Source organism: Comamonas sp. wu1-DMT (assembly GCF_040187805.1).
Classification (GTDB): domain Bacteria; phylum Pseudomonadota; class Gammaproteobacteria; order Burkholderiales; family Burkholderiaceae_C; genus Comamonas; species Comamonas thiooxydans.
The window spans coordinates 40,376-61,723 of sequence record NZ_JBANEM010000007.1 but is presented as its reverse complement, the minus strand read 5'-3'; the positions used below and the strand labels follow the sequence as shown (position 1 = coordinate 61,723).

17 protein-coding genes and 1 pseudogene are annotated in these 21,348 nt (G+C 61.3%); 1 reads left to right on the top strand and 17 read right to left on the bottom strand.

What is annotated here, in order from left to right:
• Positions 1 to 17: 17 nt before the first annotated feature.
• From V8Z78_RS11810 to V8Z78_RS11790, 5 genes are all read right to left on the bottom strand, one after another.
• Positions 18 to 188, bottom strand: a complete 171-nt coding sequence (locus tag V8Z78_RS11810; protein ID WP_349731414.1) for a hypothetical protein — start codon at positions 186 to 188, stop codon at positions 18 to 20.
• A gap of 70 nt (positions 189 to 258) precedes the next feature.
• On the bottom strand, positions 259 to 1,056 hold the full coding sequence (locus V8Z78_RS11805) for a DUF2189 domain-containing protein (protein WP_003069476.1): 798 nt from the start codon (positions 1,054 to 1,056) through the stop codon (positions 259 to 261).
• Positions 1,057 to 1,279: 223 nt separating this feature from the next.
• Positions 1,280 to 2,503: a PLP-dependent transferase gene (locus V8Z78_RS11800; RefSeq protein ID WP_349731413.1), complete on the bottom strand. Its 1,224-nt coding sequence runs from the start codon at positions 2,501 to 2,503 to the stop codon at positions 1,280 to 1,282.
• A gap of 84 nt (positions 2,504 to 2,587) precedes the next feature.
• The gene (locus V8Z78_RS11795) at positions 2,588 to 3,097 is read right to left on the bottom strand and encodes a BON domain-containing protein (protein WP_003077826.1); all 510 of its coding nucleotides are present in this window, start codon (positions 3,095 to 3,097) and stop codon (positions 2,588 to 2,590) included.
• A 176-nt stretch (positions 3,098 to 3,273) separates the two neighbouring features.
• Positions 3,274 to 4,539, bottom strand: coding sequence for an MFS transporter (locus V8Z78_RS11790; protein WP_349731412.1), 1,266 nt, complete (start codon positions 4,537 to 4,539; stop codon positions 3,274 to 3,276).
• Positions 4,540 to 4,793: 254 nt separating this feature from the next.
• On the opposite strand from V8Z78_RS11790, the pseudogene V8Z78_RS11785 reads away from it, so the two are divergent.
• A pseudogene (locus V8Z78_RS11785) lies at positions 4,794 to 5,848 on the top strand (patatin-like phospholipase family protein).
• 60 nt (positions 5,849 to 5,908) lie between these two features.
• Here the strand turns inward: V8Z78_RS11785 and V8Z78_RS11780 are convergent.
• The 12 genes from V8Z78_RS11780 to V8Z78_RS11725 form a co-directional block, all read right to left on the bottom strand.
• On the bottom strand, positions 5,909 to 7,768 hold the full coding sequence (locus V8Z78_RS11780) for an acyl-CoA dehydrogenase (protein ID WP_349731411.1): 1,860 nt from the start codon (positions 7,766 to 7,768) through the stop codon (positions 5,909 to 5,911).
• Between the two features lie 138 nt (positions 7,769 to 7,906).
• On the bottom strand, positions 7,907 to 9,082 hold the full coding sequence (locus V8Z78_RS11775) for an acetyl-CoA C-acyltransferase (protein WP_003069486.1): 1,176 nt from the start codon (positions 9,080 to 9,082) through the stop codon (positions 7,907 to 7,909).
• 45 nt (positions 9,083 to 9,127) lie between these two features.
• The gene (locus V8Z78_RS11770) at positions 9,128 to 11,227 is read right to left on the bottom strand and encodes a 3-hydroxyacyl-CoA dehydrogenase NAD-binding domain-containing protein (protein WP_179626426.1); all 2,100 of its coding nucleotides are present in this window, start codon (positions 11,225 to 11,227) and stop codon (positions 9,128 to 9,130) included.
• 242 nt (positions 11,228 to 11,469) lie between these two features.
• Positions 11,470 to 12,165, bottom strand: coding sequence for an ABC transporter ATP-binding protein (locus V8Z78_RS11765; protein WP_003069489.1), 696 nt, complete (start codon positions 12,163 to 12,165; stop codon positions 11,470 to 11,472).
• Position 12,166: 1 nt separating this feature from the next.
• On the bottom strand, positions 12,167 to 12,985 hold the full coding sequence (locus V8Z78_RS11760) for an ABC transporter ATP-binding protein (protein WP_046460817.1): 819 nt from the start codon (positions 12,983 to 12,985) through the stop codon (positions 12,167 to 12,169).
• A gap of 3 nt (positions 12,986 to 12,988) precedes the next feature.
• A complete protein-coding gene (locus tag V8Z78_RS11755; RefSeq protein WP_279085882.1) occupies positions 12,989 to 14,329 on the bottom strand; it encodes a branched-chain amino acid ABC transporter permease in 1,341 nt (446 codons plus the stop codon).
• Positions 14,330 to 14,332: 3 nt separating this feature from the next.
• Positions 14,333 to 15,286, bottom strand: coding sequence for a branched-chain amino acid ABC transporter permease (locus V8Z78_RS11750; RefSeq protein WP_349731410.1), 954 nt, complete (start codon positions 15,284 to 15,286; stop codon positions 14,333 to 14,335).
• Between the two features lie 103 nt (positions 15,287 to 15,389).
• Positions 15,390 to 16,625, bottom strand: a complete 1,236-nt coding sequence (locus tag V8Z78_RS11745) for a branched-chain amino acid ABC transporter substrate-binding protein (RefSeq protein WP_012838917.1) — start codon at positions 16,623 to 16,625, stop codon at positions 15,390 to 15,392.
• A gap of 230 nt (positions 16,626 to 16,855) precedes the next feature.
• Positions 16,856 to 18,091, bottom strand: coding sequence for a branched-chain amino acid ABC transporter substrate-binding protein (locus V8Z78_RS11740; RefSeq protein ID WP_012838919.1), 1,236 nt, complete (start codon positions 18,089 to 18,091; stop codon positions 16,856 to 16,858).
• 186 nt (positions 18,092 to 18,277) lie between these two features.
• Positions 18,278 to 19,300 carry a DUF4123 domain-containing protein gene (locus tag V8Z78_RS11735; protein ID WP_349731409.1) on the bottom strand — a complete coding sequence of 341 codons (1,023 nt, stop codon included), beginning with the start codon at positions 19,298 to 19,300 and terminating at the stop codon, positions 18,278 to 18,280.
• Positions 19,297 to 19,545 carry a hypothetical protein gene (locus V8Z78_RS11730; protein ID WP_123975007.1) on the bottom strand — a complete coding sequence of 83 codons (249 nt, stop codon included), beginning with the start codon at positions 19,543 to 19,545 and terminating at the stop codon, positions 19,297 to 19,299. Before V8Z78_RS11730 ends, V8Z78_RS11735 begins: the two co-directional genes overlap by 4 nt.
• Before the next feature lie 89 nt (positions 19,546 to 19,634).
• Positions 19,635 to 21,278, bottom strand: coding sequence for a 3-(methylthio)propionyl-CoA ligase (locus V8Z78_RS11725; protein WP_046460814.1), 1,644 nt, complete (start codon positions 21,276 to 21,278; stop codon positions 19,635 to 19,637).
• Positions 21,279 to 21,348 lie beyond the last annotated feature (70 nt).

Here is a 21,348-nt window from a genome sequence, read left to right as displayed (position 1 = left end):
GTGACGGCCGCGCGGCCTCAGTCGCCGCTGCCTCCGCCATCACCGCCGGAGTCGCCGCCGTCCGAGCTACAGACACCTTCGCCGCTGCCCGAGCCACAAAAATAGCTGTCGTTGAAGACGTCGCTGCCGTCTTCACGACTGCTTGCCGAAGTCCAGGCCAGCTGCGAATCAGCGCTGCGCCCCGGCACGCCGGACTGAGGCGAGAAGATTTTTTTTCAACCAGTTCCAGAACTCCATGACATCCCCCCTCATTGCACCTTAAGCAGGGTTCTCCTTGCTTTCGGCGCGGACGCTGGCTTTATAAGCATGCCAGCTGGTGCAACCCAGCAGCGGCCCGATGACGATCAGACCTGCACTGTAGAAGAGCAGCGAGACCGCGATCAACACGGTGATGATCAGCCCCCACAGCAGCATCACACCCGTGTTGGCACCCACCACGCGCATGCTGGTGATGCAGGCCGTCAAGGCATCGGTATCCAGATCAAGAATGGCGGGCAGTGAAACCACCATGCTGGCAAACACCAAGGCAGCAAATATCCCGCCAACCGCGGTGTAGCCCAGCAGGAACTCCCAGTTCTCGGGCCGCAGCAGGGTCTGCAGCAGGGTTGCCGTACTGGGCATGCCGGTATCGAACGAAATGGCGAACACCACCATGGCGGCGCGCCCCCAGAGCATCTCCAGCACCATCAGCACCATGACCAGCATGCCCATGCTGGCCAGATGCTTGTCCCAGCAGGTCAACGACTCCGACAGCAGCACGGGCTTGCCCTGCTCCAGTTGCTTGCTGACGTAGTACAGGCCCATGGCCAGGAAGGGGCCTACCAGCAGACAGCCGCTGGCCATGGACATCAGATATTCAGGGCTGGAGCGAAACACCCAGGCCATCAGACGTGCCATGCCCCAGAAACACAGGCCATAGAACAGCGCAATCATTGGTGCGCGCCGCACATCGCTAAGGCCGAGCAGCAGCCATTGCCAGGGCTCGCTCCAGCGCAGTTGCAGAATCTGCAGATTGCCGGACTCGGCCTTGACCTCGGAAACAGGGGAAGCTTGCATGCGAGACCCTCCTTGTCGCCCGTACCGCGCCTCGGTGGCGGCAGCTGACAGGAACAAGTTACCCGCTCAACCTCGAATCTGCATTGCGGAAAGCCCGCATGCCGGCCTCCGCGTTTTCACTATGAAAACAAGAGCTTATAGCGCCCATTCTTTATTGACTTCAGTCAATAAAAGCATTGAAATCGCTTCTCGACAAGCGCTGTCAGCTCCTATTTAAATAGCTTCAACCAAAGGCCCTGAGCAGGGCCTGGGCCAGGTCGGCCTGCAGATCGCTAGTATCCTCAAGGCCGATGGCAAAGCGCACCACAGTGCCCGCCTTGATGTGGGGTGTGGCACGGCTGCGCATCTCGGGCAGCTCATAGGGCACGACCAAACTCACGGGCCCGCCCCAGCTGTAGCCCAGCTTGAACAGGCGCAGGCTGTCGCAGAAGCGATCGACGGCCGCCTGGTCGAAGCGCTCGTCGATGACCACGCTGAACAGACCGGCGGCCACGCCATCCTGGCCCTGCCCTTGTCCGCACAGCTGCTTCCAGCAAGCATGGCCCGGGGCATCAGGCATGGCGGGGTGCAGCACCTGCGCCACGGCACTCTGGGCAGCCAGCCACTGCGCCAGCTGGCGTGCCGAGCGATCCTGCGCGTGATAGCGCAGGCCGATGCTGGGCAGGCTGCGCAGCACGGCTTCGGCGTCGTTGCCGCTCACGCCCAGGCCCAGGCGCATGTGCGCGAGCTTGATGCGCATATGCAGGGGCTGGTTGCGCGTGATGATGCTGCCCATCAGCACATCACCGCCGCCGCTGGGGTATTTGGTCAGGGCATGGGCCGTGACATCGACGCCCAGGCTGCCATCGCCCAGCAGGTCGAAGGGGCGAAAAGCCAGGCCCGCGCCCCAGGTGTTGTCCAGCACCATGGTCACCCCCCTGGCCCGGCACAGGCGCACCTGCTCGACGAGATTCGGGAACTCCATGGTTACCGAGCCCGGAGCCTCCAGCCAGACCAGCTTGGTGGCCGGCGTGATCTTGGCCGCCAGATCCTCGACACTCATGGGGTCGTAGTACTGATGGCGAATGCCGAAATGGGCCAGCTCGCCCTCGGTCAGCGTCTTGTTGGGACCGTATGCGTTATCGGGCACCAGCACCTCGTCACCCGTCCTGAGCAGCGCCAGCGACACCATAGCAATCGCGGCCAGGCCGCTGGGCACCAGCAGACATTGCAGACCGCCCTCCAGCGAGGCCAGACGCTCTTCCAGGGCGTAGGTCGTGGGCGTGCCATGCAGGCCGTAGGTGTAGCTGCTCTTGTCCAGCCAGCGGCGTTCGCGCATGGCCTGCACGTTCTCGAAGTACACGGTCGAGGCCTTGTGCACGGCCGGCTGCGGGCCTTCGAAGTCCGTGGGTGGCTTGTAGGGATGGTGGATCAGATGGGTGGAAAGCTTGTGGTCGGCTTGGGTCATGCCCTGATCTTAGTGCCATGCAGCCACAAAAAAGCCAGAGGGCTTGCGCGCTCTGGCTTCATGCGAGATGCAGGCTGAAAGGTCTCAGCCAGCCTTCACGGTCAGATTGTTGTTGACCGAGGTCACGCCCTTGGCTGCCTTGGCGATATCGCCGGCCTGGGTCTTGACAGCTTCGCTGGGCACGGTGCCGGTCAAGGTCACTGCGCCGCCCTTGGTGTCCACATTGATCTGCAGAGCGCTGATTTCCGGGGCCTTGATCAAATCGGTCTTGACGGCAGCGGTGATGCCAGCGTCATCGAGGGCAGCACCCGCCTTGGCAGCGCCTTCCTCCATCTTGTTGCCAGCCTTTTCCATGGCGGCACCAGTAGCTTCACCAGCCTTTGCCAATGCATCGGCAGCTGCATCGCCGGCCTTGGCCGTACCTTCTTCAATCTTGCTGCCAGCATTTTCCGCAGCCTTCTCGGTCTGGGAAATGGCGGAATCGAGCTTCTGGCCAGCGGTCTTGTTGTCGTCGGACTTGCCGCAGGCAGCCAAGCCAAAGGCCAAGGCGGTAATGGCCAGAACTTGAGCGGAACGCTTGAACATAGTGGTCATATCGATTTCTCCCTTAATGCTTGCAAAAACATGACGGTCAACTGTAACGAACCACCATTTTGGCTCGGATACGAACTTTTCCCGCATCCCTGTAGGACAAATTTGTCCGAATTTGTGACATTTGATTAATAAATGTTTTCTTCTGTGATTTACAGAAACTCTATGCAAGCCATGCACTAATCCGCAACCCCTTGCATGCGCGGATGGCGCGCAAATGCCAAGCCCAGCAGGGTAGCCAACAGCATGACAAAGCAGGCAAACAGGCTCACGGCCAGCTTCACGCTCCAGTGGTCGGCAATCCAGCCCACTGCCATCATGGGCAGCATGGAGCCCAGCAAACCGATGGTCTGATAGGTAGACAACATGCCCGCCCGGTTATCGGGCCTGGCAAGACGGCCCACCATGGTCATGCCGGCCAGCATGCACATGCCATGCCCCAGTGCCGTCAAGCCCACGCCCAAGATGAACAGCAGCGTTGATTGCAGTTGCAGATTCAGCAACAGCATGCCGTTGCTCAGCACCAGCAGCGCCATGCCGGCAAAACCGCAGCGGTGCAGCGGCAGGCTGGCAGCCAGCAGCTGAATGCCCGCAGAGACGAGCAAAATCACCGCAATGGCCGTACCACTGACCATAGGGCCGCTCCAGGGAATCATCTGCTGCAGAAACAGCGGCGCCATGGAGGCATACAGCCCGAATACGCCGAACGCCACGAACGGATAGCCGCAGGTCAGTGCAAAAGCCAGGGAATCCTCGCGCACAGGCCAGGTCAGCCGCGGCAGACAGTCCCGCCAGTGCAGACGTTCGGGGGCCTGTCCCAGTTGGCCCGCATCCCGCTGCACCGACTCCGGCAGCTTGAGCATGACAACGCCCGCCACACCGATGCAGCCCAGCACCAGCGGCACCAGATAGGCCGTCGTCAAGGGCTGAGGCAGCCACTGCCCCGCCACGCCACCGATCAAGGGCCCCAGACCAAAGCCCAGCACATTGAGAAAGCTGGCCACCATGGCCACGCGCTGCGGCTGCAGACCGGTGCTTGCGCTGGAAGCCAGCAGCGTCAGCCCCGTGGTGGCGCTGATGGTGATGAGGCTTGAGGACAGCCCCACCACAAAGCGCCCGACGATCAGGCTGGGCAGATTCCAGGCCAGCATGGAGATCAGGGTGCCCGCCAGCGTCAGGCACAGGAAACACAGCATCACGCGCTGAAAGCCGATGCGGTCGGGCAGGCGCCCCAGAAACAGCAGGGCGCACAGGCCGCCGCACATATAGAGCACATAGATCAGCGAGATATCGCTGGGCCGCAACTGCCAGGCTTGCTGATAGAGCGCATACAGGGGACTGATCAGCGCCGCCCCCAGCACACCCACCACCAGGCCGAAACCCACCCACCAGACCGAGGCCTGTGCCGTTGTGGCGCCGGCCTGCCATGTATTGCTTTGCGACATTTGCTGCCTCTTGATCGGGTCGGGCCTACGACAGGGTCAGAGCGGACAGTCGTTGGTCCTGCCGCGCCGTCAGAGCGGGCCAGCCACCTGCTTGTGATGAGAACATTGTCTGCACAGCCGCATCGGCACGCATAGGCCAAACAAAGGATACATGCCCCAAACTATTTGCTGCCAAGCACAGGGGGCTATGCTTTTTGACGATCAAAACCAGTACGTCAACGCATCAAACACCCGTCGCTATACTTTGCGCCCTAATGACAGCAGGATTTCCCGGCATGCGCCTGAACGTTTTTTTTGCGCCCCTTGGTCTGTTTGAGTCTGCTTGGCCTTGCCGCCTGCGGCAGCAATCCCCCCAGCCCCGCAGCGACACCCGAGCCGCCCACCGCAACCACATCAGCCCCCCCCGATCAAGATCGGCCTGGCTCTGGGCGGCGGTGCGGCCAAGGGCTTTGCCCATATCGGCGTCATCAAGATGCTCGAGGCCAATGGCCTCACGCCCTCGTTCGTGGCCGGCACCAGCGCCGGCAGCGTGGTGGGTGCGCTCTATGCAAGCGGCATGAACGCCTTTGAGCTGCAGGAAAAAGCCGTGGCGCTGGACGAAGCCAAGATCCGCGACCTGCAGCTGTCCGCTGGCGGCCTGGTGCTGGGCCAGAAGCTTGAGGACTATGTGAATGAACAAGTCCACCGCAAGCCGCTGGAGCAGATGGCCAAGCCTTTTGTTGCGGTTTCCACGCGCCTGGAAGACGGTGAACGCACCGTGTTCGCACGTGGCAATGTAGGCCAGGCCGTGCGTGCCTCCAGCAGCGTGCCGGGCGTGTTCCAGCCCGTCACCATCGGCAGGCACCACTATGTGGACGGCGGCATTGTCAGCCCCGTGCCGGTGGATGCCGTGCGCAATCTGGGGGCCGACATCGTGATCGCCGTGGACATCTCCAACAAGGCCAGCGGCAAGACCCCCGCCAATATGCTGGGAGCGCTCAATCAGTCGATTGCCATCATGGGTCAGAAGCTGGGCCAGGCCGAGTTGGCGCGTGCCGACATCATCATTCGTCCCAAGGTGCTGGACATCGGCCCGGCCGACTTCGCACAGCGCAGCCACGCGATTGTGGAAGGCGAGAAGGCCGCCACTGCACTGATGCCGCAGATTCGCGAACGCATCGCCCAGCTGCGCGCCGAACGCACCAAAGCCACTCAAATAGCGCAGCAGAAAGCCGCCGAAGCCAGCTATCAGGACTGCCTGAAACAGCGCTCCAGCCTTCAAAAGCTGTCCGGTATGGTGGGTATGAGCGGCAACTGCGAAAAGCCCTGAGCTGAACCTGCTCCATGAAAAAGGCCCGCTGATGCGGGCCTTTTTATTGCACTGCGAGGCTCAGAACGCCTCCTCCTCCATCCCTGCACAGGTCATGTCGCGCGCCTTGACCACCTGTAGCCAGGCGCCGATGCGCGGCAACTCGTAATGGAAGAAGTAGCGCTGCGCCGCCATGCTGCCGCGATGAGCTGCAATTGCCAGATCCTTGTCCATGGCCAGAACGGCCAGCGCCACATCCAGCCAGATCCAGGCCAGCACCAGGTGACCGAAGGCCTGCATATAGGGCACGGCATTGGCCAGTGCCTCCTGCGGGTTGCCCGTGGCCCAGGCTGCCTTGGTGGTTGATCCAACATCGGCCAGCGCACGCGCCAGTTGATTGGCATAGCTGCCCAGCTTCTCATGCTGCATGGCCCGCTGAATGGTGGCATTGATGCGTGCAGCCAGCAGTTGCAGGCCCTTGCCGCCATCCATGACGACCTTGCGGCCCAGCAGATCCATGGCCTGTATGCCGTGCGTGCCCTCGTGAATCATGTTCAGGCGGTTGTCGCGCCAGTACTGCTCGACCGCGAAATCGCGCGTATAGCCATAGCCGCCATGGATCTGGATGGCCAGCGAATTGGCCTCCAGGCAGAACTCGCTGGGCCAGCTCTTGGCCACCGGCGTCAGCACCTCCAGCAGCAGCCTGGCTTCTGCCGCCTGCTGTGCTTCGCCCGTGTACTGCTCGTCCACCAATCTGGCGCACAGCAGGTTCAAGGCCAGCGCACCTTCGCAATAGGCCTTCTGCGCCAGCAGCATGCGCTTGACGTCGGCATGTTCGATGATGCGCGACTGCGGCCGGCTCGCATCCTTGCCGCCCTCGCCTATGGGCCTGCCCTGAGGACGGCTTTGCGCATATTCGAGACTGGCGTGATAGCCGGCCATGCCCAGCATGGAGGCCGCCATGCCGATGGAAATGCGCGCCTCGTTCATCATGTGGAACATGCATTTGAGGCCCTCGCCGGGCTTGCCGACCAGATAGCCGATCGCACCCGCGCCGCGGCCGTCCAGACCACCACCATGCTGACCGCGCACAGGGTATTTGCCTTCGCCGAAATTGAGCAGGGTATTGGTCGTGCCGCGCCAGCCCAGCTTGTGGTTGAGGCCTGCCAGGGCCACATCGTTGCGCTCGCCGGTCAGCCGGCCCTCGGCATCGACCAGCTTCTTGGGCACGATGAACAGCGAAATGCCCTTCACGCCGGCAATGGTCTTGCCATCGGCGCCCGGAATCTTGGCCAGCACCAGATGCACGATGTTCTCGGTCATTTCGTGGTCGCCCGAGCTGATCCACATCTTGTTGCCCTTGAGGCGATAGCGCGGCCCCAGCGCGTCACTCTCATGCTCGATGCCATCGGGCTCGGCGCGCGTGGCGATGTCCGACAGCGACGAGCCCGCCTGCGGCTCGGACAAGGCCATGGTGCCGGCCCAGCGGCCGTTGAACTCATTGGCGGCAAAGACTTTTTTCTGCCGCTCGCTGCCATGGGCCATGATGGCATTGGCATTGCCCGAGGTCAGCATGTTCGAGCCTATGCTGATCGAGGCCGCCGCGAAAAAGCAGTTGGCCGCCGCCTCCACGGTGTAGGGCAGCTGCATGCCGCCCATCTCGTAGTCCTGAGCCGCGCTGAGCATGCCCGATTCGGCATAGGCCTCGCGGGCTTCATAGGTGCATTGAGGCAGGATGACTTTTTCGCCATCGAACTGCGGCTCCTGCAGATCCACCGTGCGATTGAAGGGCGCGTATTTCTCGCGCGCGATACGCTCGCAGGTATCCATCACCGCATCGAAAGTATCACGCGAATGATCGGCAAAGCGGTGGCGGCTGGTCAGGCCTTCGGCCTGCAGCCAGTCGTAGAGCAGAAAGTCAATGGTGGAACGCAGGCGCATAGATTACCTATCAAAGCAGGCTTCATCGCTTATGGATAAAGCGCTTGAAGCTATCAATTTCATATATCCAGAGGAGAAAAAAGCCGCCTCCAGCCCCTACCCCAAGGTGACCAGAAGGCGGCTTGGCTGAAGCCCTGCTTACAGCACTTCAAACACGCCCGCTGCGCCCATACCGCCACCAATGCACATGGTCACGCAGACACGCTTGGCGCCGCGGCGCTTGCCTTCGATCAGTGCATGCCCCGTCAGGCGCTGGCCCGAGACACCATAGGGGTGGCCCACAGCAATCGCGCCGCCGTTGACGTTGAGCCTGTCGGCCGGAATGCCCAGCTTGTCGCGGCAGTAGATGACCTGCACGGCAAAGGCTTCGTTGAGCTCCCACAGGTCGATATCGTTGATCGACAGACCCAGCTTCTTGAGCACCTTGGGAATGGCGTAGATGGGGCCGATGCCCATTTCGTCGGGCTCGCAGCCGGCCACGGCAAAGCCCAGGAAACGGCCCAGGGGCTTGAGGCCCTTGCGCGAGGCATATTCCTCGCTGACCACGGCGCAGGCGCCGGCCCCGTCGGAGAACTGGCTCGCATTGCCGGCCGTGATCACCCCGCCGGGCAGCGCGCTGCGCAGACCGCTGATGCCTTCCTTGGTCGTGCCCTCGCGAATGCCCTCATCCTTGCTGACGGTCACCTCCTTGGTGATCAGGCCGCGCACCTTGTCGGCCACGCCCATGACGGTCTTCATGGGAGCAATTTCCGCTTCGAACAGGCCGGCCGCCTGTGCCGCAGCCGCTTTCTGCTGGCTGGAGGCGCCGTACTCATCCTGGGCATCGCGACTGATGTTGTAGCGCTTGGCCACCTGTTCGGCAGTCTGCAGCATGCTCCAGTAGATCTCGGGCTTCATGGCCGTCAGCTCGGGATCGAAGGCCATGTGCGGATTCAGGTGGGGCTGCACGCAGGAGATGCTCTCCAGACCGCCCGCCACCAGCACATCGTTCTCGCCCGCGATGATGCGCTGGGCAGCCAGCGCAATCGCCTGCAGACCCGAAGAGCAGAAGCGGTTGATGGTCAGACCCGATGTGGTGACCGGCAGACCTGCACGCATGGCAATCAGACGGGCGACGTTGCCGCCGGTCGTGCCTTCGGGCAGGGACATGCCCATGATCACGTCCTCGACCTCGGCACCCTCAATGCCGGCGCGCTCCACTGCGGCCTTGACGGCGTGGGCCCCCAGGGTGGGACCGTAAGTCATGTTGAAAGCGCCCTTCCAGCTCTTGGCCAGCGGAGTGCGCGCGGTAGAAACAATCACTGCGGATGTCATGTTCTGTCCTTTGATTCTGGGTGTTTCGTGGCAAATCGTCCGCGCCTAGCTGAACTGCTTGCCTTCGGCGGCCAGCTTGGCCAGCAGCGGTGCGGGCTGCCAGAACTTGGCATCGTCGTTGGGGTTCTTGGCAAAGCGACCCATCGCCTGAACCACGTTGAACAGGCCGACCTCGCCCGCATAGTGCATGGGGCCGCCGCGCCACAGCGGAAAGCCGTAGCCGGTCAGATACACCATGTCGATGTCGCCGGACTTGCTGGCAATGCCGTCCTCCAGAATGTGCGCGCCTTCGTTGGCCAGCGCATAGACCAGGCGCTGCACGATTTCCTCGTCGGAGATCTTGCGCGGCGTGATACCCAGGCTCTTGCGGTGCTCGTCGATCATCTTGGCCACCACCTCCGAAGGGATGGCATCGCGCTTGCCAGGCACATAGTCATACCAGCCCGCACCGGTCTTCTGGCCAAAGCGGCCCAGCTCGCACAGACGGTCCGCACTGGCGCTGTACTTCATATCGGGTTTTTCGACATAACGGCGCTTGCGAATCGCCCAACCGATGTCGTTGCCCGCCAGATCGCCCATGCGGAACGGGCCCATGGCAAAGCCGAACTTCTCGATGGCCTTGTCCACCTGCTGTGGCGATGCACCTTCGTCCAGCAGGAAGCCGGCCTGGCGCGAGTACTGCTCGATCATGCGATTGCCGATGAAGCCGTCGCAGACGCCGGAGACCACGGCCGTCTTCTTGATCTTCTTGCCCACCTTCATCACCGTGGCCAGCACATCCTTGGCTGTGGCCTTGCCGCGCACCACTTCCAGCAGCTTCATCACATTGGCGGGACTGAAGAAATGCATGCCCACCACGTCTTGTGGACGCTTGGTGAAGGCGGCGATCTTGTCCACATCCAGGGTCGAAGTGTTGGATGCCAGAATCGCGCCGGGCTTGGCCACTTCATCGAGCTGCTTGAAGACCTGCTCCTTCACGCCCAGCTCCTCGAACACGGCCTCGATGATGAGGTCGGCATTCTTCAGATCGCCATAGTTAAGCGTGGTGGACAGCAGGCTCATGCGCTGCTCGTACTTCTGCTCGGAGAGCTTGCCCTTCTTGACCTGGGCTTCGTAGTTCTTGCGGATGGTCGCAACGCCGCGATCCAGGGCTTCCTGCTTGGTCTCCAGAATCGTGACGGGAATGCCCGCATTGAGGAAGTTCATGGAAATGCCGCCGCCCATAGTGCCGGCGCCGATCACGCCCACGGTGCGGATCTCGCGCACCGGTGTATCGCCGGGCACATCGGGGATCTTGGAGGCGGCACGCTCGGCCAAGAACAGATGGCGCAGCGAACGCGACTCGGGCGTCATCATCAGCTGCATGAAGGCTTCACGCTCGGCCACCATGCCGTCGTCGAACTTCTTGGTCGTGGCGTTCTTGACGGCCTCAAGACAGCGCAGGGGCGCAGGGAAGTTCTTGGACATGCCCTGCACCATGGTGGCGGCGAACTCGAAATAGGCCTCGCCCTGGGGATGCTTGCAGGACAGGTCGCGCACACGCGGCAGCGGGCGGACATCGGCGACCTCCAGCGCCAAGGCCTTGGCCTCGGCCAGCAGCGTCTCGGCCGATGCAGACATCTTGTTGAACAGCTTCTGGCCGGGCAGCATGGCCAGCATTTCGCTCATCACGGTCTCGCCGCTGACAATCATATTGAGTGCGGCTTCCACACCCAGTACGCGAGGCAGGCGCTGGGTGCCGCCGGCGCCTGGCAGCAGGCCCAGCTTGACCTCGGGCAGCGCCACGGCCGTGCCGGGGGCGGCAATGCGGTAATGGCATCCCAGCGCCAGCTCCAGCCCGCCCCCCATGCAGACGCTGTGAATCGCGGCGATCACAGGCTTGGTCGACAGGTCCAGTTGCTGGATGACCGAAATCAGATGCGGCTCGCGGTAGGCATCTTCCTTGCCGAACTCTGTGATATCGGCTCCGCCCGAGAAGGCCTTGCCGGCGCCGGTAATGACGATGGCCTTGACGGCGTCATCCGCCAGAGCCTGGCGCAAACCCTCAACCACACCTCGTCTGGTGGCCAGACCCAGGCCGTTGACCGGCGGGTTGTTCAAGGTAATGACGGCGATGGCTCCGTCCACTTTGTATTCAGCAGTCATGCTGTTGTCCCCTGTTCAATAAATAGAAAAGAACGGTCGTGCGTTTTTATTTTCCGAATTTTGCTGCGTTGCGCAACTGATGCTTGTCCTGAGCGAGACAGCTCACAGAATGAGCACACCTCATATCAGAGACATCAAGCAAGGGCCTGGGCGGCCCCGCCGCCCCGCAGCCAGGATGTCGTCCCCCTCTCGCAAAGCGAGAGAGGGGGAAGCGGCAAAGCCGCTCAAGGCGGTGTATCAGCTCAAACCTCCAGCCACTCCTTGCGAACCTTTTCGTTCGCTCTGAGGGTTTCGGGAGTTCCGTCAAAAACAATATGCCCATGGCCCATGACCAGCGCCCGGTCCGAGATATTCATGGCGATGGTCAGCTTTTGCTCGATCAGCAGCACGGACACGCCGCGATCCTTGATCTTCTTGAGGTATTCGCCCACCAGCTCCACGATCTTGGGTGCCAGCCCTTCCGTGGGTTCGTCGATGATGATGAGATCCGGGTCGCCCATCAGCGTGCGGCAGAGTGTGAGCATCTGCTGCTCGCCGCCCGACATCACGCCGGCCTCGGTGTGCTGACGCTCCTTGAGGCGGGGAAACATGGCATACATGTCGTCAAAACCCCAGCGACTGCCTTTGCCCTTGCCTTTCTGCCCCAGCATCAGGTTCTGATGTACGGTCAGATTGGGGAACACATCGCGGCTCTCCGGCACATAGCCAATACCCAGATGGGCCACCTCATAGGCTTTCTTGCCATGCAGGTTCTTGCCTTTCCAGTCCAGTGCCCCCTCCCAGTGCACCAGTCCCATGATGGCCTTGGCTGTGGTGGAGCGGCCCGAGCCGTTACGCCCCAGCAAGGCCACGATCTCGCCAGCATGGACCTCGAAGTCCACGCCATGCAGCACATGGCTTTTGCCGTAGTAGGCATGCAAATCGTTGATCTTCAGCATCTCAATGCGCTCCTGCCTGTTGGTCTGCGACGGAAGATCCCAGATATGCTTCTTGCACTCTGGCGTTGGCACGCACGGCTTCAGGCGTGTCATAGGCGATGACCTCGCCGTAGACCACCACGGCAATCTTGTCCGCCAGCCCGAAGACCACGCCCATATCGTGCTCCACGGTCAGCAGCGTCTTGCCTTCGGTAACCTTCTTGATCAGCTGTATGAAATGCGCGGTTTCGCTGTTGCTCATGCCGGCCGTGGGTTCGTCGAGCAAGATGACGCTGGCACCGCCGCCGATGGTGATGCCGATCTCCAGCGCACGCTGCTCGGCATAGGTCAGGTTCACCGCGAGCGTGTCGCGCTTGCGGTGCAGACCGATCATCTCCATCAGCTCGTTGGCGCGTTCGTTGGCATCGTGCAGATTGGAGAGAAAACGCCAGAAGCTATAGCGGTAGCCCAGACTCCAGAGCACGCTGCAGCGCAGGTTTTCAAACACCGAAAGCTTGGGGAAGATATTCGTGATCTGAAAGCTGCGCGACAGCCCCATGCGGTTGATCTCGAACGGCTTTTTGCCGTTGATGCGCTGGCCGTGCAACAGCACCTCGCCGCTGCTGGGCTCGAAACGGCCGCTGATCAGATTGAACAGAGTGCTCTTGCCAGCACCGTTGGGGCCGATGATGGCAATACGTTCGCCGGCATTGACTGCCAGGTTGGCGCCGCGAATGATCTCGGTCTTGCCGAAGCTCTTGCGCAGATCGCGCAGCTCCAGTGCATGGCCTGACTGCTGCGCCGCTTGCGCAGCCGGTTGATGGATGGCGATGCTGGACATGGTTCAGCCCTCCCCTTTCTTGATGCTTTCTTCAATCGCTTCCTGTATGCGACCCCAGCGACGGGCCGTCAGGCGGCGCACGCCCTCCAGCAGGCCCAGGCCCACCACGAACACCACAATCGCCACGGTCCAGGTGGAGGCTGCGCTAGTGTCCAGCTCGGCGCCCATGAAGGGCACCTTGGGGCCCAGCGCCGCATTGAGCTGCATGTGATAGATCATCTCGATCAGCGACGCGGCACCTACCACCGTCACGATGCCGGCCGCCAGAATGCCCAGATAGGGCATGAGCAGGCGCTTGAAATGACCGAACTTGGCTACGCGCAGATTCATCATGATCAGGCTGGCCACACCGCCGGGCGCGTACATGACCATGAGCAGGAACACCAGGCCCAGGTACAGCAGCCAGGCCTTGGTCAGCTCGGACAGCAGCACCGAAGCCAGCACCAGCAGCACCGCACCGATGATGGGGCCGAAGAAGAAGGTGGCGCCGCCCAGGAAGGTGAACAGCAGATAGCCGCCCGAGCGCACCACGCTGACACTGTCCATGGCCGTGATGATCTCGAAATTGATGGCCGTCAACCCGCCACCAATGCCCGCAAAAAAGCCTGCAATGATGAAGGCGAAGTAGCGCACGCGCTGGGTGTTGTAGCCCACGAACTCGACACGCTCCGGGTTGTCGCGCACGGCATTCAGCATGCGCCCCAGCGGCGTGCCGGTGAAGGCAAACATGGCAGCAGTGCAGACAAAGCAATACACGGCAATCAGGTAGTAAACCTGCAGGCCGGAGCCGAAATCCAGCCCGAAGAACTTGCTGTAGACCCGGTCCGTGGTGATACCGCCCTCGCCGCCGAAGAACTCGGGAAACATCAGCGCCATGGAGGCCACCAGCTCTCCTAGACCCATGGTGATCATGGCAAAGGTGGTGCCCGATTTCTTGGTCGTCACATAGCCGAAGAGCGCCGCGAAGAACATGCCCGCCAGGCCGCCCACGATGGGAATCAGCACCAGCGGAATGGCCATCTCGCCTGCAGCGGCCTTGTTCATGGCATGAATGGCCAGAAACGAGCCCAGGCCAGTATAGACCGCATGCCCGAAGCTCAGCATGCCGCCCTGCCCCAGCAGGATGTTGTAGGACAGACAGATGATGATCAGATAGCCGATCTGGCTGAGCATGGTCAGCGCCAGCGAGCTGGTGAAGATCAGCGGTGCCACGATCAGCGCCAGCGCAAACAGGCCCCAGATCAGAATTCGCCCTATGTTCAAGGGCTTGAAGCGGTAATGCGCCTGAGCCCGAGCTTTGTCGGCAGCAGAAGAATTCATGGATGTTTTTGCAATCGAAGACATGGCTCAATCCCCTCTGGTACCCAGCAAGCCCTTGGGGCGGAAGATCAGAATCAGCACCAGGAACAGGTAAGGCAGGATGGGCGCAACCTGCGACAGCGTCAGCCGCAGCACGGGCCAGCCAAAGGTGGATTCATTGACCTGATGCCCCATGGAGGCGAACAGGCCGGCCAGCGACCAGTCCAGCGCCACGGCAAAGGTCTGCACCATGCCGATCAGCAGCGAAGCCACGAAAGCCCCCGCCAGCGAGCCCATGCCACCGACCACCACCACCACGAAAATGATGGAGCCCACGGAGGCCGCCATGGCGGGCTCGGTCACATAGGTGTTGCCGCCGATCACGCCGGCCAGACCGGCCAGCGCGCAGCCGCCGCCAAACACCAGCATGAACACACGCGGCACGTTGTGGCCCAGCGCCTCCACCATTTCGGGGTTCTTGAGCGCGGCCTGAATCACCAGGCCGATGCGCGTACGCGTCAGCAGCAGCCAGACGGCCACCAGCATCAGCAGCGCCACCAGCATCACAAAGGAGCGCGACTTGGGGAACTGTGTGCCATACAGGGTAAACAGCGGCCCCTGCAGCGCCGATGGCAGCGCATAAGGCACGGTGCCCCGCCCCCATACCAGCTGCACCACCTCGAGAATCAGATAGGACAGACCAAAAGTCACCAGCAACTCGGGCACATGGCCATATTTGTGCACGCGGCGCAGGCTGTAGCGCTCGAACAGCGCCCCCAGCACGCCCACCAGCACCGGGCTGAAAAAGAGCGCGGGCCAGAACCCGATGATGCCGCTGAGCGTGTATGCGAAGTACGCCCCCAGCATGTAGAAACTGGTGTGAGCGAAATTAAGCACGCCCATCATGCTGAAGATCAGCGTCAGGCCTGAGCTGAGCATGAAGAGCAGCAGCCCGTAGCTCACACCGTTGAGCATCGATATGGTGAAAAATTCAGGCGTCATCGACTTGCCTTGTTCTCATGAGCAAAAAGACTGCTGCAGCACTGCACCTGTTATGCGTTCTTGTGGGTACGGATGCTGCAGCACGAGGGAGAGTGAGCCTGACTCAGGACGGACGCTTCATCTGGCAGCTGGTGGGCGTGCTGGCCACATAGGGCTCGTAGTACTTCACGGGAGCGAAGGTGTAGCCTGTGTTTTCCGCGTCATAAGGGAACTTGCCGCCAGCCTTCTGCCACTTGGAGATATACAGGCCTTGCTGCAACTGGTGGTCGCTCTTGCGCATCTCGACATCGCCGTTGAAGCTTTTGAGCTTCATGCCCTCGAGTGCCGCCGCAACCTTGACCGGGTCAGTGGAGCCTGTCTTGACAAAAGCTGCATCCAGCAAGGCGAACACATGGTAGATGGAGCTTTGCGTCAGGTCATCGTTGAACTTCTTCTTGAAGCTTTCCATGCTGGCCTGAATCGGCGCACCCATGTTGTAGTGCCCGTAAGTCACGGTATAGACCTTACCCTCGGACGCTGCGCCCATGGCAGTAGGCCCTCCAGGACCGAAGGCATAGTAGGTATAGAACTTGACGTTGTTCATCCCTGCATCATTGGCGGCCTTGAGCAGCAGCGACAGATCCGCTCCCCAGTTGCCGGTGATCACCGTATCGGCTCCCGACTGCTTGATCTTGGCCACATAGGGCGCGAAGTCGCGCACCTGAGCCAGAGGAGAGAAGTCATCACCCACGATCTGCACATCGGGGCGCTTTTTCTTGAGCAGGTCCTTGGCGTATTTGGACACCTGCTGACCATGGCCGTAGTTCTGGTTGATCAGATAGACCTTCTTGACCTCGGCATCGTCCTTCATGAATGTGGTCAATGCCTCCATCTTCATGGAGGTATCGGCATCGAGACGGAAATGCCAGTAGCTGCACTTGCTGTTGGTGAGGTCGGGATCCACCGCAGCGTAGTTCAGATAGAGCAGCTCCTTGCCCTTGTTGCGATTGTTGTGCTTTTCCAGCGCATCCATGATGGCCAGCGCCGGTCCCGAGCCATTGCCCTGCGTCACATAGCGCACGCCCTGATCCATGGCCGAGCGCAGCGCAGCCGTGGTCTCCTGCGGGCTGAGCTTGTTGTCCAGCGCCACGACCTCGAACTTCACGCCCGAGGCATTTTTCTTGTTGAACTCTTCCGCCAGCAGCTGAAAAGTCTTGAGCTGATTCGTTCCCACGGCAGCCATCAGACCCGACAAGGGATCAATCCAGGCGACCTTGACGGTTTCACCCTTCTGAGCCCAGGCTCCACCTGCACTCACTGCCATGGCCGAGAGGGCCACCGCACGTATAACCCATTTCATACTTGTCTCCTTTCATTGTTTTTGCTAGCGACTGCCGCCAATCTACCGGTCGGTAGACTTTTTCCCGCTGGGGAAAGCCTTAGTAACTATCACGCATGCGACTTCCAAGGCCGATTCGCGGCAGTTGGCGACACTTGTGCGACAGCTGCTCGCACTTGCAGGCGAATGAAACCCGGGAATAAAAAAGGACGCCACCAGGGCGCCCCGAATATCGATCCCGCCTCCCCCGCTCAGGAGGGGCGTTTCATCTGGCAACTGGTGGGGGTGCTGGCCACATAGGGCTCGAAGTACTTCACGGGAGCAAAGGTATAGCCCGTGTTCTCTGAGTCCATGGGGTATTTGCCGCCGGCCTTCTCCCATCGCGCGATGTACAGGCCCTGCTGCAGCTGGTGATCGGTCTTGCGCATCTCGACCTCGCCGTTGTAGTTCTGGAACTTCATGCCCTCCATGGTCGCGGCGACCTTGACCGGATCGGTGGTCTTGGCTTTTGCAAAAGCCTGGTCGAGCATGTTCAGCCCCGTGTACACGGTACCGGTGTACATATCCTCGTTGACCTTGGCCTTGAAACCCTTGACGATCTTGTCCATGGTGCCGGGCATGTTCAGGTGGCCGTAGCCCACCATATAGACCTTGCCCGCCGCCGCCGCCCCCATGGCCGTGGGCGCGCCCGTGGCAATGCCGTAATAGGTGTAGAACTTGACGTTGTTCAGACCTGCATCGTTGGCGGCCTTGATGAGCAGCGCCAGGTCCGAGCCCCAGTTGCCGGTGATCACCGTATCGGCGCCCGACTGCTTGATCTTGGCCACATAGGGCGCGAAGTCTCGCACCTGGGCCAGAGGAGAGAAGTCATCACCCACGATTTCCACATCGGGGCGCTTGCGCTTGAGCATCTCCTTGGCGAACTTGGACACCTGCTGGCCATGCGAGTAGTTCTGGTTGATCAGATAGACCTTCTTGACCTCTGGCACGTCCTTCATATACGTGGTCAAGGCCTCCATCTTCATGGAGGTATCGGCATCGAGGCGGAAATGCCAGTAGCTGCACTTGCTGTTGGTCAGGTCCGGGTCCACCGCCGCATAGTTGAGGAACACGACCTCCTTGCCCTTGTTGCGCGCATTGTGCTTTTCCAGCGCATCCATGATGGCCAGCGCCGGACCCGAGCCATTGCCCTGGAATACATAGCGCACGCCCTGGTCCATGGCCGAGCGCAGCGCGGCCGTAGTCTCCTGCGGGCTGAGCTTGTTATCGATGCCGATGATTTCGAACTTCACCCCCGAAGCACTGCTCTTGTTGATTTCCTCGGCCACGTACTGCAGGCTTTTGAGCTGATTGGATCCCAGCGCTGCCATTAGGCCCGAGAGCGGGTCAATCCAGGCGACCTTGACGGTCTCACCCTTCTGCGCCATCGCACTCCCCGCGCACGCCAGGATCACCGATGCTGTCAAAGCCTTGATTGCAAACTTCATAGAGCGTCTCCGTTGGTGGTTATGAGCGACGCCCAGACTAAAGGGCAAGCCAGCGCCTGCGGCTTGGGGGTTGCCCTAGCGCATATCACTTTGGCGACTGCAGGGTTTACCTCAGGCCGAAGCTCCCAAAACAATAGCTGCTGGCGCCCGCCTATAAAAGTGCAGAGACTTATCTGATTCAGCGACCTAGAGCGGCAACTGGCTTTCCGTCAGCGGCAGGCCGCTGGAGCTGGTCAGCACCTGCGGCTCCGGCAGTTCCCTGTCCTCCAGATGCGGACCTATATCGCGCATCAACTCGTCGAAACTCAGCCTGCCGGCCTTGACCTTGGCCAGCAGTTCGACCACTCCGGGCAATTGATCAAAGCGTGCTCCTGCAATCAGCGCCAGACACAGATAGTTGAGCAGGTCGCGCGTACCAGCAAGCCCATGGCGGCGCGCAAACTCCAGTTGCTGACGCGCAAACCAATGCATTGCCAGCGGCGGCAATCTGTCGCGCAGATGGACCTGGTTCAGATTCAGGTAATAGATCAGCAGATCGGGCACATTGCCCTTTACCAACGCATCGACCTGAGCGGTGCCGAGCTGAAGCGGCAGGGGCGCCGCAGGCCCGACAAAATCAGCCACCGCATATTCATGCAACCGGCCCGATCGGCTCCAGCACCACCAGCGTGCAACCGGACCCAGCAAGGCCAGGCACTGTGCGGGGCGCAGCACGGGTTCGATGCCGGTTTGCGTGTCCGGATCGCTTTGCCCGAGCAAGGCCGCCAGCACGGCAGGGTCCCAGAAGGCAAGATAGCTGCCGTCGCCGCCAGGCAATCTTGGATCCATGGCCAGGCGCAGATGGGCCAGCAGCACCGGCATCTCGCACTCGCTTGCCAGCAAGCTGGCACAAGGGCTGGCCTGCACCACATCGAGCACGGCATCGAGAAAATTCTGCTGTGGCGTTTTCAAGGCCTGAGCAGTGCTGCCAAGGTGTACCAACCAGGGACTGAGCTTGCCCTCCTTGCTCGCGCGCGTGAAAGCAAACAAGGCCTCGGCACCACTTTCCGGCACCTGTGCCAACAAGTCACGGTTCTGCGCCGCATCCAGCAACAGATACAGCTGCAAGGGCTTGCCTGTTGGCTTGCCGGTCGAATTGAGCTGCGACCAGCGCAGAGGCCAGCTCTTGCGTGCAGGCCTTGTTTGCGGCCACAGCGGCCCGGCGCTCATGGCAACTCCTTGTTCACAAAGGCCGAGCGCTGCTGTGCCCGGCGTGCCAGACATTCCAGACACACATTGCGCGGCGCAGCCGGGGCGACAGTCTCTGGCCCGCAGGCTGCTGCAGGCAGACTCCATGCACCCAGCCCGCCCAGCAAGGCGGCTCCGAGAAGCTGGCGTCGCGGCAAATCGTGGGCACGACCACCATCCGATATCAAGGGTGGCGAGCAGTCGCAAAAACCGGGAGCTGAAGGCATGGATGTCAACCAATGGCGCCAGAAAAGGCACAGGCAAAAAAGCCATCATCTCACGATGATGGCTTTGCTCCGGCCAGGCCGGGGAACGTTCAGACCGCCGTGGGCAGCTGGTAGTCCTTGAGTTCCTCGCGCAGACGGGTCTTGAGCATCTTGCCTGTGGCACCGATTGGAATAGCGTCCACAAACACCACATCATCGGGAATCTGCCACTTGGCTGTCTTGCCCTCATAGAACTTCAGCAACTCCTCGCGCGTGATTTCCGCGCCGGGCTTCTTGACCACGGCCACGATGGGGCGCTCGTCCCACTTGGGATGCGGCATGCCTATGCAGGCCGCCATGGCCACGGCCGGGTTGGCCATGGCGATGTTTTCAATATCGATGGAGCTGATCCATTCGCCGCCGGACTTGATCACATCCTTGCTGCGGTCGGTGATCTGCATATAGCCATCGGGGTCTATCGTCGCCACATCCCCCGTCGGGAACCAACCGTGGCCGTCAGCCCCGCGCACCAGGGGGTTGCCGCTGCCTTTGTAATAGCTGTCGATGATCCAGGGGCCGCGCACCAGCAGGTCGCCATAGCTCTTGCCATCCCAGGGCTGTTCGTCACCGGCGTCGTTGACGATCTTCATCTCCACACCATAGATCGCGCGCCCCTGCTTCTGCCGGATCTTCATCTGCTCTTCCTTGGGCAGTTCCAGATGCTTGTTCTTGAGCGTGCACAGCGTGCCCAGCGGGCTCATCTCCGTCATGCCCCATGCGTGCAGCACCTCCACGCCGTAGTCGTCCTGGAAGGCGGTGATCATGGCGGGCGGGCAGGCGGAGCCGCCGATCACCGTGCGATTGAGCTTGGAAAAACGCAGGCCGCCCGGCTTCATATAGCCGAGCAGCATCTGCCAGACGGTGGGTACGCCAGCAGCAAAGGTCACGCCTTCCGACTCGATCAGCTCGTAGACCGACTTCCCATCGAGCGCCGGGCCCGGAAAGACCATCTTGCAGCCCGTGAGCGCCGCCGAATATGGCAAGCCCCAGGCATTGACGTGGAACATGGGGACCACGGGCAGCACCGAATCACGGGCCGACAGGCACATCACATCGGGCAGCGCTGCGGCATAGGCGTGCAGCGTGCTGGAGCGGTGGCTGTAGAGCACGGCCTTGGGGTTGCCCGTCGTACCGCTGGTGTAGCACATGCTGGATGCGGTGTTCTCGTCGAACTGCGGCCAGCGGTATTGATCGGACTGGCCCGCAATCCAGCTCTCGTAGCTGATGAGGCCTGGAATGCCGCTGTCTGCCGGCAGCCGGTCTGCATCGCAGAGCACCACCCATTGCTGCACCTGCGGGCATTTGGCATGCACGGCCTGGATGATGGGCAAAAAGGTCAGGTCAAAGCACAGCACCTTGTCTTCGGCGTGATTGACGATCCATGCGACCTGCTCGGGATGCAGGCGCGGGTTGATGGTGTGCAACACCCGGCCCGAGCCGCTGACGCCAAAATACATCTCCATGTGGCGATAGCCATTCCAGGCCAGGCTGGCCACGCGCTCGCCCGGCACCAGGCCCATGGCATCGAGCTTGTTGGCAAGCTGACGCGAGCGCGCCGCCAGATCCTTGTAGGTATAGCGGTGGATATCGCCTTCCACACGGCGGGAGACTATCTCTCCATCGGCATGGTTGCGCGCGGCAAACTCGATCAGGGAAGAAATCAACAGCGGCTGGCTTTGCATCAGACCCAACATTGGCAGTCTCCTGGATATCGTTGTGATGATCGGGAAGCATCCTAGCGCGGGCTTCCAGGCCGTCATCTGA